At 72.5% G+C, this 15,684-nt stretch carries 14 protein-coding genes; 7 read left to right on the top strand and 7 right to left on the bottom strand.

All coding sequences use genetic code 11. The features are described 5' to 3' along the window. The first annotated feature begins 301 nt into the window (after positions 1-301). The 3 genes from ppdK to AB0L33_RS11175 all read left to right on the top strand — a co-directional run bounded on the left by ppdK (position 302) and on the right by AB0L33_RS11175 (position 5,016). Positions 302-3,013 (top strand): pyruvate, phosphate dikinase, encoded by a 2,712-nt coding sequence (gene ppdK / locus AB0L33_RS11185; RefSeq protein ID WP_365679925.1) that lies wholly within the window; start codon positions 302-304, stop codon positions 3,011-3,013. A 498-nt stretch (positions 3,014-3,511) separates the two neighbouring features. After that, positions 3,512-4,498, top strand: a complete 987-nt coding sequence (locus AB0L33_RS11180; RefSeq protein ID WP_365679923.1) for a helix-turn-helix domain-containing protein — start codon at positions 3,512-3,514, stop codon at positions 4,496-4,498. 113 nt (positions 4,499-4,611) lie between these two features. After that, positions 4,612-5,016: a VOC family protein gene (locus AB0L33_RS11175; RefSeq protein WP_365679921.1), complete on the top strand. Its 405-nt coding sequence runs from the start codon at positions 4,612-4,614 to the stop codon at positions 5,014-5,016. A gap of 1 nt (position 5,017) precedes the next feature. Here AB0L33_RS11175 and AB0L33_RS11170 read toward each other — a convergent pair whose 3' ends face one another. The 3 genes from AB0L33_RS11170 to nirB all read right to left on the bottom strand — a co-directional run bounded on the left by AB0L33_RS11170 (position 5,018) and on the right by nirB (position 8,980). Next, a complete protein-coding gene (locus AB0L33_RS11170) occupies positions 5,018-5,941 on the bottom strand; it encodes an oxidoreductase (RefSeq protein ID WP_365679919.1) in 924 nt (307 codons plus the stop codon). Between the two features lie 85 nt (positions 5,942-6,026). After that, on the bottom strand, positions 6,027-6,386 hold the full coding sequence (nirD, locus tag AB0L33_RS11165; protein WP_018103288.1) for a nitrite reductase small subunit NirD: 360 nt from the start codon (positions 6,384-6,386) through the stop codon (positions 6,027-6,029). Beyond that, positions 6,386-8,980 carry a nitrite reductase large subunit NirB gene (nirB, locus tag AB0L33_RS11160; protein ID WP_365680139.1) on the bottom strand — a complete coding sequence of 865 codons (2,595 nt, stop codon included), beginning with the start codon at positions 8,978-8,980 and terminating at the stop codon, positions 6,386-6,388. The genes nirD and nirB overlap by 1 nt, the downstream gene beginning before the upstream one ends. 282 nt (positions 8,981-9,262) lie before the next feature. Here nirB and AB0L33_RS11155 point away from each other — a divergent pair, with 282 nt between their 5' ends. After that, positions 9,263-10,051 (top strand): TSUP family transporter, encoded by a 789-nt coding sequence (locus AB0L33_RS11155; RefSeq protein WP_365679917.1) that lies wholly within the window; start codon positions 9,263-9,265, stop codon positions 10,049-10,051. A gap of 18 nt (positions 10,052-10,069) precedes the next feature. Here AB0L33_RS11155 and AB0L33_RS11150 read toward each other — a convergent pair whose 3' ends face one another. From AB0L33_RS11150 to AB0L33_RS11140, 3 genes are all read right to left on the bottom strand, one after another. Further along, positions 10,070-10,693 carry a class F sortase gene (locus AB0L33_RS11150; RefSeq protein ID WP_365679915.1) on the bottom strand — a complete coding sequence of 208 codons (624 nt, stop codon included), beginning with the start codon at positions 10,691-10,693 and terminating at the stop codon, positions 10,070-10,072. Positions 10,694-10,791: 98 nt separating this feature from the next. Then, positions 10,792-11,607, bottom strand: a complete 816-nt coding sequence (locus AB0L33_RS11145) for a hypothetical protein (RefSeq protein WP_365679913.1) — start codon at positions 11,605-11,607, stop codon at positions 10,792-10,794. A 409-nt stretch (positions 11,608-12,016) separates the two neighbouring features. Further along, positions 12,017-12,817 (bottom strand): aminotransferase class IV family protein, encoded by an 801-nt coding sequence (locus tag AB0L33_RS11140; RefSeq protein ID WP_365679911.1) that lies wholly within the window; start codon positions 12,815-12,817, stop codon positions 12,017-12,019. A gap of 93 nt (positions 12,818-12,910) precedes the next feature. On the opposite strand from AB0L33_RS11140, the gene AB0L33_RS11135 reads away from it, so the two are divergent. Both AB0L33_RS11135 and cutA read left to right on the top strand, forming a co-directional pair. After that, a complete protein-coding gene (locus AB0L33_RS11135; protein ID WP_365679908.1) occupies positions 12,911-13,534 on the top strand; it encodes an NAD(P)H-dependent oxidoreductase in 624 nt (207 codons plus the stop codon). Positions 13,535-13,601: 67 nt separating this feature from the next. Beyond that, positions 13,602-13,943 (top strand): divalent-cation tolerance protein CutA, encoded by a 342-nt coding sequence (cutA, locus tag AB0L33_RS11130; RefSeq protein ID WP_365679907.1) that lies wholly within the window; start codon positions 13,602-13,604, stop codon positions 13,941-13,943. Positions 13,944-13,950: 7 nt separating this feature from the next. Here cutA and AB0L33_RS11125 read toward each other — a convergent pair whose 3' ends face one another. After that, positions 13,951-14,685, bottom strand: coding sequence for an ElyC/SanA/YdcF family protein (locus tag AB0L33_RS11125; RefSeq protein WP_365680137.1), 735 nt, complete (start codon positions 14,683-14,685; stop codon positions 13,951-13,953). Between the two features lie 147 nt (positions 14,686-14,832). Here AB0L33_RS11125 and AB0L33_RS11120 point away from each other — a divergent pair, with 147 nt between their 5' ends. Continuing rightward, a complete protein-coding gene (locus AB0L33_RS11120) occupies positions 14,833-15,660 on the top strand; it encodes a Cof-type HAD-IIB family hydrolase (RefSeq protein ID WP_365680135.1) in 828 nt (275 codons plus the stop codon). Positions 15,661-15,684: the final 24 nt, after the last annotated feature.

The raw sequence follows: 15,684 nt of genomic DNA, 5'->3' as shown, positions 1-15,684 counted from the left end.
GTGAAATTCGGGGCTGCACTTCTCAAAGGGTGGCACTGGGTGCCACTCGGCCGTACTTTGACCGATCGACGCTTCGATCACTTTCAGCCACCGAAGCAGGGGTTCCGGTGCGCGCTGCGTCATCCTGCGTACGACTCCTGAACGCGCCATTCCGAATGCCTTTCGGACAGCCGACTTTCGATCTGCTGGCGGACGGGTGGTTACGGCCGTACGACGCGCAAGCGGACGTACCCAGGCACCTTCGATCTGGGTATGTTCCTCGCCGTCAGGGCAGCCACCGCGTCTTCGAGGAGTCGAGACCGTGTCGGAAAACAAAGATGTGCAGAAGTTCGTCTACGACTTCACCGAAGGCAACAAGGATCTGAAGGACCTCCTCGGCGGGAAGGGGGCCAACCTCGCCGAGATGACCAACCTCGGGCTCCCCGTCCCGCCCGGCTTCACCATCACCACCGAGGCGTGCAAGGTCTACCTGGACAGCGGTGAGGAGCCGGCCGCCCTCCGCGACGAGGTGAGTGCGCACCTCGACGCGCTGGAGGCGCGGATGGGCAAGAAGCTCGGCCAGGCCGACGACCCGCTGCTGGTCTCCGTGCGCTCCGGCGCCAAGTTCTCGATGCCCGGGATGATGGACACCGTCCTCAACATCGGCCTCTCCGACGCCTCCGTGGTGGGCCTCGCCGCCCAGGCCGGGGACGAGCGGTTCGCGTGGGACTCCTACCGCCGGCTGATCCAGATGTTCGGCAAGACGGTCCTCGGGGTGGACGGCGAACTCTTCGAGGAGGCGCTGGAGGCCGCGAAGGAGGCCAAGGGCGTCAAGGTCGACGTGGATCTGGACGCGGGCGACCTGAAGAAGCTGGTCAAGGAGTTCAAGAAGATCGTCGCCCGCGACGCGGGCCGCGACTTCCCGCAGGACGCGCGCGAGCAGATGGACCTGGCCATAAAGGCGGTCTTCGACTCGTGGAACACCGACCGGGCCAAGCTCTACCGCCGCCAGGAGCGCATCCCCGGCGACCTCGGCACCGCCGTCAACGTCTGCTCGATGGTCTTCGGCAACCTCGGCCCCGACTCCGGCACGGGCGTCGCCTTCACCCGTGACCCGGCCAGCGGCCACCAGGGCGTCTACGGCGACTACCTCCAGAACGCGCAGGGCGAGGACGTCGTCGCGGGCATCCGCAACACCGTGCCGCTCGCCGAGCTGGAGACGATCGACAAGCAGTCGTACGACCAGCTGCTGAAGATCATGGAGACGCTGGAGACCCACTACAAGGACCTCTGCGACATCGAGTTCACCATCGAGCGCGGCCACCTGTGGATGCTCCAGACCCGGGTCGGCAAGCGCACCGCCGGTGCCGCCTTCCGCATCGCGACCCAGCTCGTGGACCAGGGGCTCATCGACGAGGCCGAGGCCCTGCAGCGGGTCAACGGCGCCCAGCTCGCCCAGCTGATGTTCCCGCGCTTCGACGACACCGCGAAGACCCGGCGGCTCGGCCGGGGCATCGCCGCCTCGCCCGGTGCGGCGGTCGGCAAGGCGGTCTTCGACTCGTACACTGCCGTCAAGTGGTCCCGGTCCGGCGAGAAGGTCATCCTGATCCGCCGCGAGACCAACCCGGACGACCTGGACGGCATGATCGCCGCCGAGGGCATCCTCACCTCGCGCGGCGGGAAGACCTCGCACGCCGCCGTCGTCGCCCGGGGCATGGGCAAGACCTGTGTCTGCGGCGCGGAGGAGATCGAGGTCGACACCAAGCGCCGGCGCCTGACGGTCGGGGACATCGTCGTGGAGGAGGGCGACATCGTCTCCGTCGACGGCTCCACCGGCAAGGTGTACCTCGGTGAGGTCCCCGTCGTGCCGTCCCCGGTGGTCGAGTACTTCGAGGGCCGGATGCACGCGGGCGCCGACGACGCCGACGAGCTGGTCGCCGCCGTGCACCGGATCATGGCGTACGCGGACCGGGTGCGCCGGCTGCGGGTGCGGGCCAACGCGGACAGCGCGGAGGACGCCCTGCGCGCCCGCCGCTTCGGCGCCCAGGGCATCGGCCTCTGCCGCACCGAGCACATGTTCCTCGGCGAGCGCCGCGAGATGGTCGAGAAGCTGATCCTGGCCGACACCGACCAGGAGCGCGAGACCGCCCTGGAGCAGCTGCTCCCGCTCCAGAAGGCGGACTTCGTCGAGCTGTTCGAGGCGATGGACGGGCTGCCGGTCACCGTCCGGCTCCTCGACCCGCCGCTGCACGAGTTCCTGCCGGACATCACGGAGCTCTCGGTGCGCGTGGCCCTCGCCGAGGCCCGCAAGGACGCCAACGAGAACGACCTCAGGCTCCTCCAGGCCGTGCACAAGCTGCACGAGCAGAACCCGATGCTGGGGCTGCGCGGGGTGCGCCTCGGACTGGTCATCCCCGGCCTGTTCGCCATGCAGGTGCGGGCCATCGCCGAGGCGGCGGCCGCCCGCAAGAACGCCAAGGGTGACCCCCGCGCCGAGATCATGATCCCGCTCGTCGGCACGGTCCAGGAGCTGGAGATCGTCCGCGAGGAGGCGGACCTGGTCATCGCCGAGGTCCAGGCCGCCACCGGCACCGACCTCGGGCTGAAGATCGGCACCATGATCGAGCTGCCGCGCGCCGCGCTGACCGCCGGGCAGATCGCGGAGGCGGCGGAGTTCTTCTCCTTCGGCACCAACGACCTGACCCAGACGGTGTGGGGCTTCTCCCGCGACGACGTGGAGGCGTCCTTCTTCACCGCCTACCTGGAGAAGGGCATCTTCGGGGTGTCGCCGTTCGAGACGATCGACAAGGACGGCGTCGGCTCGCTGGTCAGGAGCGCCGTCGCGGCGGGCCGGGCCACCCGCCCGGACCTGAAGCTGGGCATCTGCGGGGAGCACGGCGGCGACCCCGAGTCGGTGCACTTCTTCCACGAGGCCGGTCTCGACTACGTCTCCTGCTCGCCGTTCCGCATTCCGGTGGCGCGCCTGGAGGCGGGCCGGGCGGCGGCCGGGGCGCGGGCGAGCGACAGCCGCTGACGCGCCACACCGACCGATTCCGCCTCCGCCGCCGGTGACCCCACCCTCACCCGAACCGGCGGTGGAAGCGGAATTCCGGGGACGGCGGCACCCTGTGCGGGGGTGCCGCCGTCTTGCCGTACGGGCCGAGCGGCAGCGTTGTCATGACCCGGTAAATACGATGACCGGCGTCCATTGCTTCGTTTAATGCGCAAAGAAATTGAGTTGAACGGACCGGGGTGCGGCCCGTGGATCCCCATCCACGGGCCGCACCCGGCTTACCCCCATCGAGTGCGGAGCCGCACCTTTGCCAACCGCCGCCGAACGAGCAAAACCCCCCACGGCCTTCACTCGCTCTTCCGGTGGCTCCGGAATCGCACCCGACGCCGTACAGCTTTTCGTCCGGCGGCCGGTCCCGGCGAGGCGTTTCACCTCTGGCCGAAACCCCGTGGTGACGTGCTGTTACGATTCGCATACTCTTGCGAGGGGGGAATTGCAGGTGCAAGGGGTGGGAGTTCGGTGCTGCGTATCCATGTCTCCGGATGGGACCTTTCCAGGGTGCGGATGGCCTCCGGGCCGGACGCGCTGTGGGAGACCATTCTCAGCTTTCACCGGCTGAGGGACCGGAGGGCTTCCGCCGTCTTCGGGAAATGGCGCACCGAAACCCGCCCACGGTTGAGCGGTGAAGTACGCCTGCTGTCCGCGGTGGTCCCGCAGCGCGGATATTTTCCCGACTTCCTGACGCCTTCTCAGGAAAGCGCCGAACCGCTCGGACTCGACGCCGGAATGGAAGCCGTGCGCGCCACTCCGCCCGCGCGCCTGCGCGCCGAGATCGCCCTCCTCGGGGACCCCGGCGCGCGCCGGGCCGCCCGCCTGGACCCCCTGCGCGAGGGCGGCGCCGAGCCCCTGGCCCGGCTGGTCGCCGCCTTACGGGACTACCACCGCGCCGCCGTCGAACCGTACTGGCCGCACATCCGCTCCGCCGTCGAGGCCGACCGGGCGATCCGCGGCCGCGCCCTCCTGGACGGCGGCACCGACGAACTGCTCGCCTCGCTGCCCCCGGTCATCCGGTGGCGGGCGCCCGTCCTGGAGGCGGACTACCCCGTCGACCGCGACCTCCACCTGGACGGGCGGGGACTGCTCCTCCAGCCGTCCTACTTCTGCCGGGGCACCCCCGTCGTGCTGCGCGACCCCCTGCTCCCGCCGGTCCTGGTCTACCCGGTCGCCCATCGGGCCGCGCCCGCCTTCGCCGACCCGGGCCCCTCGCTCGGCCGGCTGCTCGGGCAGACCCGCTCCACGGTCCTGCGGGCCATCGGCGACGGCTGCACCACCAGCGAACTGGCCCGGCGCGCCGGGGTGTCCCTCGCCTCGGCCAGCCAGCACGCCTGCGTCCTGCGCGAGGCGGGGCTCGTCCACACCCTGCGGCACGGCAGCTCCGTCCAGCACACCCTGACCCCGCTGGGCGGCTCGCTGCTGAGGGGCGGGGCGCCGGTCGCGGTTTCCTGAGCCGGTCCGCGCGGAAAGGATCTGCGGCCCGCACCGATGAGTTCCGGGCGGCCCCGGCGTCTACCTGTCAGAAGACGCACACGGAACCAGAGCACCGAGAGAGCGAGACGGCCATGCCCCAGATGATCTTCGTGAACCTGCCGGTCAAGGACCTGGAGACGTCGAAGAACTTCTTCACGAAGCTGGGCTACTCCTTCAACCCGCAGTTCAGCGACGAGCGCACCGCCTGCCTCGTCATCAGCGACACGATCTTCGCGATGCTCCTCCAGGAGGAGCGCTTCAAGGACTTCACCAAGAAGGACATCGCCGACGCTTCGACGTCCACCGAGGTGATCCTCGCGCTCAGCGCCGACAGCCGCGAGCGGGTGGACGAGCTGACCGACGCGGCCCTCGCCAACGGCGGATCGCCCGCCAACGAGCCGCAGGACCTCGGCTTCATGTACGGCCGCTCCTTCCAGGACCCGGACCACCACATGTGGGAGGTCGTCTGGATGGACCCGTCCGCCATCGAGGGCTGAGCTACAGCCCCGGGTACGTCACCCCGGTCAGCTGCTCCGAGGCCACCCACAGGCGCTCGCCCGCCACGTCGTCGCGCGTCCAGCCCGCCCGCCAGGACGGGCCGGGCGCGCCGCGCCACCCCAGCACCCGGGGGCCGGTGAACGAGTCGGGGCGCACGCCCGGCGCGGTGGCCGCGTACAGCGTGGGCAGGGCCCCGGCCGACGCGGGCTGGGCGACGACGCGGTTGGCGAGGCCCACGACCCGCTCCGCCGTCCTGCGGTCCTCCATCCGGGCCGCCGCCGTCTGGAGGTTCGTCGAGGCGTAGCCGGGGTGGGCGGCCGCGGCGACCAGTCCGCTGCCGGCCGCCGCGAGCCGCCGGGCCAGCTCGTGGACGAAGAGCAGGTTCGCGGTCTTCGAGCGGCCGTAGGCGGTCCAGCGGCGGTAGTGCCGTTCGCTGTTGAGGTCGCCGATGTCGATGTTGCCCAGGGCGTGCAGCCCGCTGGAGACGCTGACGACCCGGGCGCCCCCGGTGGCCAGCAGCCTCGGGAGCAGCAGCCCGGTGAGCGCGAAGTGCCCGAGGTGGTTGACGCCGAACTGGGTCTCGAAGCCGTCGGCGGTGCGCCCGTACGGCAGGGCCATCACGCCCGCGTTGTTGACCAGCAGGTCGAGCCGGTCCGCCCGGAGGTCCTTGGCGAACGCGCGCACGGAGGACAGGTCGGCCAGATCGAGCGGGGCGAACTCCACGTCCGCGCCGCGCACCGCGTAGCGGATGCGGGCCGCCGCCTCCTCGCCGCGCCGCTCGTCGCGGCAGGCGAGCAGCACCCTGGCCCCGCAGCGGGCCAGTTCGCGGGCGGTGACGAGCCCGATCCCGCTGTTGGCCCCCGTGACCACGGCGGTGCGGCCGCTCTGGTCGGGTATGTCGCGCGCGCTCCAGCCCTGGGTCATGGATCAAGCGTACGACTGGGAACACGGACGACCGGAAGCACCCGTTCGGGGGTACTTCCGGCTGTCCCGGTACGAGCGGAAGCGCTCAGTCCGCGCGCACCTCGAAGACCGGTACGGAGACCTCGTCGTCGTCCAGGCAGGCCCCCGTCGCCAGGTCGAACCGCTGCTTGAGCAGGGGCGAGGCGACGAAGGGCTGCCCGCCGTCCGAGCCGACCAGGCCGCGCGAGAGGACATAGGCCCCGGTGAACGGGTCGCGGTTGTCGATGGCGTACGTCCGGCCCGCCCGGTCCAGGAAGAGCGCGACCTGCCGGCCGTCCGGGAGGAGGGCGGCGACCCCGCGGCCGGGGGTCAGCAGCGAGCGGTCGCACACCGTGAGCCAGCCGTCCCCGGCGGCGAGCCGGACGGTCCGGGTGTCCTGCGCGGTCTCCAGCGTCTGCGTGGTCATCAGGAGGCGGTCCCTTCAAGAGTGCGGATGGCGAGAACCGGGCCCGCGAGGATGTCCAGGTCCGGCTTGACCTGGTCGCGTTCCGGGACGAACTTCACCGACGGATCGGGCGCGTCGGGCGCGTTGACGAAGGTGACGAACCGGCGCAGCCGCTCGGGGTCGTTGATGGTCTCGGCCCACTCGTCGCGGTAGCCGCGCACATGGTCGGCCATCATCCGCTCCAGCTCCTCGCAGAGCCCGAGCTTGTCGTGCACCACGACGTCCCGGACGTGCTCCAGGCCGCCCTCGATGCGCTCCAGCCAGGCCGAGGTGCGCTCCAGCCGGTCCGCGGTGCGGATGTAGAACATCAGGAAGCGGTCGATCAGCCGGACCAGTTCGGCGTCGGACAGGTCCTGGGCGAGCAGGTCGGCGTGGCGCGGGGTGGCGCCGCCGTTGCCGCCCACGTAGAGGTTCCAGCCGCCGGCCGTGGCGATGATCCCGAAGTCCTTGCCCCGGGCCTCCGCGCACTCCCGGGCACACCCCGAGACCGCCGACTTCAGCTTGTGCGGGGAGCGCAGCCCCCGGTAGCGCAGCTCCAGGTCGATGGCCATCTTCACGGAGTCCTGCACGCCGTAGCGGCACCAGGTCTGCCCCACACAGGACTTGACCGTGCGCAGCGACTTCCCGTACGCGTGCCCCGACTCGAAGCCCGCGTCGACGAGCCGGGTCCAGATCAGCGGCAGCTGGTCGACGCGGGCGCCGAAGAGGTCGATGCGCTGACCGCCGGTGATCTTGGTGTAGAGCCCGAAGTCGCGGGCCACCTCGCCGATCACGATCAGCTTGTCCGGGGTGATCTCGCCGCCGGGTATGCGCGGCACGATCGAGTACGAGCCGTTGCGCTGGAGGTTGGCCAGGAAGTGGTCGTTGGTGTCCTGCAGGGCCGCCTGCTCGCCGTCCAGGACATAGCCGCTGGCGCCGACCGTCGGGGCGAGCGAGGCGATGACCGAGCCGATCGCCGGCTTGCAGACCTCGCAGCCGTCGCCGCCCCGTGCCGCCTCCCGCCCGTGGGAGTCGAGGAGGTCCGCGTACGAGGTGATGCGCAGGGTGCGGACGATCTCGTACAGCTCGCTGCGGGTGTACGCGAAGCAGCCGCACAGGCCCGCGTCCGCGCTCTGCGGGAGCAGTTGGCCGATCACCTTGACGCAGCTGCCGCAGCCGGTGCCCGCCTTGGTGCACTTCTTCACCTCGGGGAGCGTGGTGTGCTCGCAGATCGCGCCCTTGGTGACGTTGTGGCAGGAGCAGATGACCGCCTCGTCGGGCAGCGCGGACGGGCCGAGCGCCACCGGGCCGCCCGCCCCCGCCGGGAGCACCAGCTGCTCGGGGGCGACCGGCAGCACGCTCCCGGTCATCGGGCGCAGCGTGCCGTACTGGTCGGCGTCGCCCACCAGGACCCCGCCCAGCAGGGTGCCGTCCGCCGCCATCACCAGCTTCTTGTAGACGCCGGAGCGGGCGTCCGAATAGACCACGTCCAGGCAGCCCTCGGCGGTGCCGTGCGCGTCGCCGAACGAGGCCACGTCCACGCCGAGCAGCTTCAGCTTGGTCGACAGGTCGGCGCCGGTGAACGTGGCCGTCTTCCCGGCGATCACCTCGGCGGCCGTCAGCGCCATCTCGTAACCCGGCGCCACCAGCCCGTACACCCGGCCGTCCGAGGCGAGCGCGCACTCGCCGATCGCGAAGACCGCCGGGTCGGAGGTCCGGCACTCCTCGTCCACGACGATCCCGCCGCGCTCCCCGACCGCGAGCCCGCAGTCCCGGGCCAGCTGGTCGCGCGGGCGCACCCCGGCCGAGAACACCACCAGGTCCGTGGCCAGCGCGGAGCCGTCGGAGAGCGCCATCCCGGTCACCGCGCCGTCCTCGCCCGCGGTCACCTCCTGCGTACCGACCCCCGTGTGCACGGTCAGGCCCATGTCCTCGATGGTGCGCAGCAGCGCCGCGCCCCCGCCCTCGTCCACCTGGACGGGCATCAGCCGGGGCGCGAACTCCACCACGTGCGTGTCCAGGCCGAGGCCCTTCAGCGCGCCGGCCGCCTCCAGGCCGAGCAGGCCGCCGCCGACCACCGCGCCGGTCGTGGCGTTCTTCGCGTACTCCTCGATGGCGAGCAGGTCCTCGATCGTCCGGTAGACGAAGCAGCCGGTGCTGTCCTTGCCGGGGACCGGCGGCACGAACGGATAGGACCCCGTCGCAAGCACCAGCGTGTCGTAGGCGAAGACCTCGCCGGACCGCGCGGTGACCGTGCGGGCCGTGCGGTCCACGGCCACCGCCGGGTCGCCGAGCCGCAGTTCGAAGCCGTGCCGCTCCATGAAGCCGTCCTCGACCAGCGACAGCTCGTCCGGGGTCCTCCCCGCGAAGTACGAGGTCAGCTGGACCCGGTCGTAGGCGGCGCGGGGCTCCTCGCACAGGACGACGACCCGGGCGGTTCCCGCGGCGCCGGTCAGACCGCGCTCGGCCAGGGCCTCCAGGAAGCGCTGGCCGACCATCCCGTGCCCGACGACCACGAGCGTCGGCACGGCGGCGGGGCCGGAGGTGGGGGCGGTCGGGGGAGTGGACACCGGCATCTCGGGGCCTCCGTCGTCGGTGAGCAGATTCGGCAGGGCCACAGGCGCCGGGCCTGTGTGCTCATGACCAAAAGCGTGTCCGGGCGGTGTTACCCGGCCGGTTCCCCGCTGTTTCCCGGGAGGAACCTTGCGCTCAGCACGCGCCGAAATGGGCTGTGAGGGGGCCGGCGGACGCCGGAAAAGGGGTGCTGTCCTGCGGAAACCTCAGAGTTGGCTCAACTTTCCCGGTGCCGCCCCGGAACGGTTGGACGGTGCACGCATCCCCTCCATAGGGTCGTGCTCATGCCGGACATCACTCTGACCACCCTGGTCGTGCTGTGCCTCGCCGCCGCCGCGGCGGGCTGGGTCGACGCGGTGGTCGGCGGCGGCGGACTGCTCCTGCTGCCCGCCCTGCTGCTCGGCCTGCCGCACCTGCCGGCCGCGCAGATCCTCGGCACCAACAAGGCGGTCGCCATCGTCGGCACCTCGGGCGCCGCCGTCACCTACGCGCGCAAGGCTCCGGTGAAGGTGGGCACGGCGGTCCGGATCGGGCTCGCGGCCCTGGCCGGGTCGATGACCGGCGCCTTCTTCGCCGCGGGGATCAGCAGCGAGGTGCTGCGGCCGGTGATCATGGTGGTGCTGCTGGCGGTCGCCGCGTTCGTGATGCTGCGGCCCCAGTTCGGCCGCTCCGCCGGGGAGGGCGTCCCGCCGCAGGTCACCCGGGCCCGCAGGATCACCGCGATCGTCCTGGTGGGCGGCGGCATCGGCCTGTACGACGGGCTGTTCGGACCCGGTACGGGCACCTTCCTGGTGCTCGCCCTGACCGCCGTGCTCCACCTCGACCTGGTGACCGCGTCGGCGACCGCGAAGATCGTCAACGTCTGCACCAACGCCGGGGCGCTCGCGATGTTCGCCCACCAGGGCAACGTCCTGTGGCAGCTGGCGGCGCTGATGGCGGTGTTCAACCTGGCGGGCGGGCTGCTCGGCGCGCGGATGGCGCTGCGCAAGGGCAGCGAGTTCGTCCGCGGGGTGCTGCTGGTGGTGGTGTTCTCGCTGGTGGCGAAGCTCGGCTTCGACCAGTGGCAGAGCTGATGCGTGGTACGGCGGGGCTCAGCGCACGTCCGTGAGGTGGGCGTACGCCACCACGTTCCCCCGGTAGCCGGTCGCCTCGGAGTAGCCGCCGCCGCAGGTGATCAGGCGCAGCGAGGCGTGCTCGGAGGCGCCGTACACCCGCTGGTCGGGGAAGTCGTCGTTCTCGTACACCTCGATCGCGTCGAGCGCGAAGACTGCGGTGCGGCCGTCCTGCCGGTCCACCTCGACGGTGCTGCCCTTCTTCAGTGAGCCCAGGTCGTAGAAGACCGACGGGCCCTCCGCGTTGTCGACGTGGCCGGCGACGATCGCGGTGCCCTTGGCACCCGGCGGCGTGCCGTCCTTGTACCAGCCGACGATGTCCGTGTTCCCGGCCGTCGGCACGTCCAGGCTGCCGTCCGCTCCGAGCCCGAGCCGCATCATCGGCGCGTCCACCCGGATGGCGGGAATCCGGATGCGTACGGGCGCGGAGGGGCGCAGCGGCTCGGCGACGGGGGAGCCGGGCAGCAGGGCGGGCCCGGCGGCGAACGCCTGGGCGGCGGCCGGGCCCGGCGGGGTGAGCCGGGTGCCCGCGCCGTTCTGGATCAGCCAGACACCGGCCAGCGCCACGACGACGAGCAGCCAGCCCTTGGCCTTCTGGGACACGGTGGTCCTCCGGGGTGCGGGAACGGAAACGGTCCCGTCCCGGTGGCGCGGGGCCACCGGGACGGTCACCGGGCGGTACGGAGGGGTGGATGCCTCCGTCAGCCGGCGTCCCGCGTGCCGCTCGCCCGGCGACGCAGGAGCCAGGCTCCGCCGACGGCGGCAGCGGCGAGTACGCCGGCTCCCGCCGCGATCTGGGTGGTGTCCGGGCCGACGCTGCCGCCGACTCCGGTCTTCACGTGCCCCGAGGGGGCGGTGGGCGCGGCCGATGTGCGGTGTCCGGAGGGCGTCTCGCGCCCGGACCCGCTCTCGTCCCAGTCGGACGACCCGGTCGGGCGGCCGGTGGGGGCGGGGCGCTCGGCGGGCGTGGAGCGGCCGGCCTCGGCGGGGGCGTCCGGGACGAGGCCGGAGCCGGCGGCCTCGGCGTCGAGTCCGTCCAGGCCCTCCGTGTCCTCGTCGCCGCCCAGCCCTTCGAGGTCGGAGAAGTCGTACGTGGGCGAGTCGGAGGCGCCCGCGGTGTCCTCGGCGCCCTCGTCGCGCGAGGCGCCCGCGGCCTTCACCTCGATCTCACCGGTGGCCTTCTTGCCGTTCGCGCAGTCCACGCCGATGCCGTACGACCCGGGCGCCACGCCACCGGGCACCCGGAAGGAGCCGGCCAGGGCCTCTTCGAGGGAGGCCGGTGCCAGCGGGAACTCCGGAGCGTCCAGCGCGCTCGCGTCGCCGGTGGCCGCGCTGTCGCCGCCGCAGGCGGTGGTGTCCACGGTGACCGTGGCGCCCGGCGCGGCGCTGGCGGGGGTGATCCTCAGTGGCGCCGCCTCGTCCCCGTACGCGGACGGGGCGGCGGCGCTGAGGCCGAGCGCGGCGGCGGCCAGGGCCGCGGCGGCGGTGCCGGTCACGAGTCGGGCAGGACGGCGCATGGGGGTTTCCTCCGAGCAGGGCGCTGGCGGGTGTGTCCTGGCTCCGAGCCAACAGCCGGACCGGCCCCCATGCCTGCTGACACCGAGTCAGCTCTCACCCGTACGGCCCGGCGCGCCCTCCTTGCCAGGAGGTGTCGTCGCAGGTCACAGGGGTGGGAGTGGGCGGAGCGCACGGTCCGTCGCGTCCTGGTGCCGTTCGGGTGACGGACCCGCCGGGCCGTGTGGCGTACATCACATGCGTGAGGTGCTGCTGAACGGGAACACGCATCACAACCCCCCACGGGACGGTGCGCACAGCCGCCCCCGGCCGACGCCCCCTCCGGACCTCCCCCCTGGGTCCGGAGGGGGCGGACTGCGTCAGGGGCCGCCCGGTGCGGACCCCGGCCGGGAGCGCGCGGGCGTCCCCGATTCAGACCGCCTCGCCCGGTGCCGCCTCGTACGCCGCCGCCAGTCGCCTCATCAGCTCCGCGTCGACCGTGAACCCGGTGCCGTCGATCCGGGAGACCGGGGCCATGCCCAGCGAGTTGGTGAGGAACGCCGACCGGAACGCCCCGAGCCCGTCCAGGGTCACCGCGCGGCGCAGCGACGTCAGGCCCGCGCCCGGAAGCTCGCGTTCCAGGACGCCCATGGTCACGCCGGAGAGGGCCGGGGCCTGCGGCCAGGTGATCGCGTCCCCGTCCCAGAAGCCGATGTTGGTGAACGCACCCTCGGTCACCGAGCCGTCGGGCAGGGTCAGCAGCGCGTCGTCGTAACCGGCGCGACGGGCCAGGTTCGCGTGGTAGGTCTGGCCGAACTCGCCCGGCCGCTTGAGGTGCGGGGCGGTCCGGGCGAACGGGACGGACATCAGGCTCTTCGGCCCGGGCGCCATTCCGCCCGGTTCCCGCACCGTCACCATCACGGTCGTCGCCGTGCTCCCCGGCGGCAGATACGCGTGCACCCGCACCGAGGCGTCCGCCGTGCCCGCGCCCGCCAGCGCGTGCCGGATCAGCCGGCGCACCAGGTCGCCGGCCAGGGGCAGCCCGAACAGCTCGCGGTTGGCCGCGTCCAGCCGGGCCAGGTGCAGATCCAGGCCGCGCACCCGGCCCTCGCGTACCTGCATCGCCGTGAAATGACCGTAGTTGAAGAACAGTGCCCGGCCCAGATCGTCCTCGGTGGCGGGCCGGCCGTCGAACTCTGCGTACGGGAGGGCCGCCGCTGCTGGAGTCGTCATGCGGCCACGGTATGCGGGCGCCGGCCCTCGGCGGGAGGCCCGTTCCCGGCCGCGCTTGACCTCAACCATGGTTGATGTACGAACGTCTTCGCCATGGACCTCATCACCGCGGAATCCACCGCCACCGCCCTGCCCGCGACCACCCCCCTGAAGGTGGCCGTCATCCTCGCCAGCAACCGCGAGGGCCGGTTCGCCCCGGTCATCGCCGACTGGTTCCTCGCCCACGCCGACGCCCATCCCGCGATCGGGACGGACGTGGTCGACGTCGCCGCCCTCGATCTGCCCACCGCCCTCTCCTACCGCCCGGAGCCCGGGGCCAGGGAGGTGCTGGCCGGGGTCTCGGCCCGGCTGGCCGAGGCGGACGCCTTCGTCGTCGTCACCCCCGAGTACAACCACTCCTACCCGGCGCCCCTGAAGAACCTCATCGACTGGCACCGCGACGAGTGGCAGGCCAAGCCCGTCGCGTTCGTCTCCTACGGCGGGGTCTCCGGCGGACTGCGCGCGGTCGAGCACCTGCGCCAGGTCTTCGCCGAGCTGCACTCCGTCTCGATCCGCGACACCGTCTCCTTCCACAACGCCGGCGCCCAGTTCGACGACGAGGGCAGGCACCGCGACCCGGCCGGCCCGGACGCCGCCGTGAAGACGCTGCTCGACCAGCTCGTCTGGTGGGGCCGCGCGCTGCGGGACGCGAAGAGGGCCCACCCGTACGGCGGCTGATGGCGCGGCGGGAGGTGGCGGCCCACAATCGTGGAGCAACCGCCGACCGCTGCGAGGAGACGCCGACGTGACGACCACACCGGCATGGCTGACCGTACTGACCACGACGGACAGCGAGGAGAAGGCCAGGGAGCTGGCGCGGGGATTGGTCGAGGCGCGGCTCGCCGCGTGCGTGCAGATCTCCGCGCCCGTCACCTCCGTCTACCGCTGGCAGGGCGCCATCGAGGCCACCGAGGAGTGGCAGCTGTTCTGCAAGACGACGGCCGAGCGGTACGAGGAGCTGGAGGCCCACCTCCAGGAGGCGCACGACTACGACACCCCGGAGATCATCGCCCTGCCGGTTCTCCGGGGCAGCGCCCGCTACCTGGGCTGGGTCTCCGCCGAGACGGCCCCGGTCACCTCGGTCTGAGGGGCGGTCAGCGGGAGGCCGCCGCCAGCGCGTCGTCCACGCCCCGTTCCCGGGGGCCCAGGAAGTGCGGATCGGGCTCGAACAGGGCGTCCAGCGCCGCCTTCCCCGCCGCGAACACCTCCCGCGTCCCGCCGTAGTACCAGGTGGCGTCGTGCTTGGCGTCGACCCCGACCCCGTACGCGTCGATCCCCGCCGCCCGGCACAGCGCGATGGCCCGGCGGATGTGGAAGCCCTGGCTCACCAGCACCGCCCGGTCGACGCCGAAGACCTTCTTCGCCCGCACGCACGAGTCCCAGGTGTCGAAGCCCGCGAAGTCGCTGACGATCCGGTCGTCCGGCACGCCCTTCCGGACCAGGAACGCCCGCATCGCGTCCGGCTCGTCGTACTCCACGCGGCTGTTGTCCCCGGTCACCAGGACCACCTTCACCTTGCCGTCCCGGTAGAGCGCGGCGGCCGTCCGCAGCCGGTTCGCGAGGTACGGGGACGGCTTCCCGTTCCACAGCCCCGCCCCGAACACCACCGCGACCTGCCGCGCGGGCACGTCCTCGACGGTCCTGATCCGGGCATCGGCCGCCACGTGCAGCCAGGCCGCGGGGGCGAGGGCCAGCACACACGCGGCCATCAGCCCCTGCACCGCCCGCCGCTGCGCCCGACGGGTCCTCGGCAGCCGGGGCCGCAGCCGGCGGACGGCCCTCAGCAGCCGGGCGCCCCGCACCCGTTCACCCTTCCGCGTCCGCCGCATCCGTACCCTCACGCGCCCCGTCCTCACTCGCCCGCACCTGCCACCCGGGCCACGCGGCCCCTGTCCTACTGGACGAACCGGAGGCCGAAAGGGTTCTCGGCCCGCCCCGGGCCGTCCGCGTACCATCGGGCGATGTCGCTTCCACGGTTGATCGCATCCGATCTCGACGGCACCCTCCTGCGCGGTGACGGCTCGCTCTCCCCGCGCACCCTGCGCGCCCTGCGCACCGCCGAGGAGGCCGGGGCGGAGATCGTCATCGTGACCGCGCGGCCGCCCCGCTTCGTGGACCGGCTGGCCGAGGCCACCGGCCTCACGGGCACGGCGGTGTGCAGCAACGGCGCGCTCGTCTACGACATGGCGAGCCGCAGCGTCGTCTCCTCGCAGCTGCTGTCCCTGCCCGTCGCCCAGCAGGTCGCCACCGCGCTCGCCGCCGCCGTCCCCGGCGTCGGCTTCGCCCTGGAGACCGGCAACCAGGTCTACTACGAACCGGCCTACCGGCTGCGCCTGTCCGAGGACGAGGGCGCCGAACTCCCCGTCGCGTCCCTCGCCGAGCTCTGGCTCACCGAGGCCCCCGTCACCAAGCTCCTCGCCTGGACGGAACAGCTCGACGCGGACACCCTGCTCGCCGCCGCCCGCCAAGGGGCCGGCGACACCGTCCAGCTGACCCACTCCGGCGGGCACGGACTGCTGGAGATCAGCGCCCCCGGCGTCACCAAGGCCGGGGCGCTCTCGGTGCTCTGCGCCGAGCGGGGCATCGAGGCGGCGGACGTCATCGCGTTCGGCGACATGCCCAACGACCTCACCGTCCTGGCCTGGGCGGGTACGGGCTACGCCATGGCCAACGCCCACCCGGCGGTGCTGGCCGCCGTGCCGACGCACGCCCGGACCAACGAGGAGGACGGGGTGGCCCAGGTCATCGAGCACCTGTTCGCGGCGCGGGGGGAGCGGCTGAGAGCCCCCGGAAAACCTGCGTGACCGCCGTGCAACGCCCCGGCAACG

This window comes from Streptomyces sp. NPDC052299 (genome assembly GCF_040679335.1).
In the GTDB taxonomy this organism is placed as follows: domain Bacteria; phylum Actinomycetota; class Actinomycetes; order Streptomycetales; family Streptomycetaceae; genus Streptomyces.
The sequence above is the reverse complement of the archived record's forward strand: the minus strand, read 5'-3'. Positions and strand labels throughout refer to the sequence as shown.

What these genes read in the sequence shown, in the direction of transcription:
- AB0L33_RS11125 (WP_365680137.1), bottom strand. Translation starts at nt 14,685, where the DNA reads ATGCGGCGGACGCGGAAGGGTGAACGGGTGCGGGGCGCCCGGCTGCTG.
- AB0L33_RS11175 (WP_365679921.1), top strand. Translation starts at nt 4,612, where the DNA reads ATGCCCCAGATGATCTTCGTGAACCTGCCGGTCAAGGACCTGGAGACG.
- AB0L33_RS11140 (WP_365679911.1), bottom strand. Translation starts at nt 12,817, where the DNA reads ATGACGACTCCAGCAGCGGCGGCCCTCCCGTACGCAGAGTTCGACGGC.
- AB0L33_RS11170 (WP_365679919.1), bottom strand. Translation starts at nt 5,941, where the DNA reads ATGACCCAGGGCTGGAGCGCGCGCGACATACCCGACCAGAGCGGCCGC.
- nirD (WP_018103288.1), bottom strand. Translation starts at nt 6,386, where the DNA reads ATGACCACGCAGACGCTGGAGACCGCGCAGGACACCCGGACCGTCCGG.
- AB0L33_RS11155 (WP_365679917.1), top strand. Translation starts at nt 9,263, where the DNA reads ATGCCGGACATCACTCTGACCACCCTGGTCGTGCTGTGCCTCGCCGCC.
- nirB (WP_365680139.1), bottom strand. Translation starts at nt 8,980, where the DNA reads ATGCCGGTGTCCACTCCCCCGACCGCCCCCACCTCCGGCCCCGCCGCC.
- AB0L33_RS11135 (WP_365679908.1), top strand. Translation starts at nt 12,911, where the DNA reads ATGGACCTCATCACCGCGGAATCCACCGCCACCGCCCTGCCCGCGACC.
- AB0L33_RS11145 (WP_365679913.1), bottom strand. Translation starts at nt 11,607, where the DNA reads ATGCGCCGTCCTGCCCGACTCGTGACCGGCACCGCCGCCGCGGCCCTG.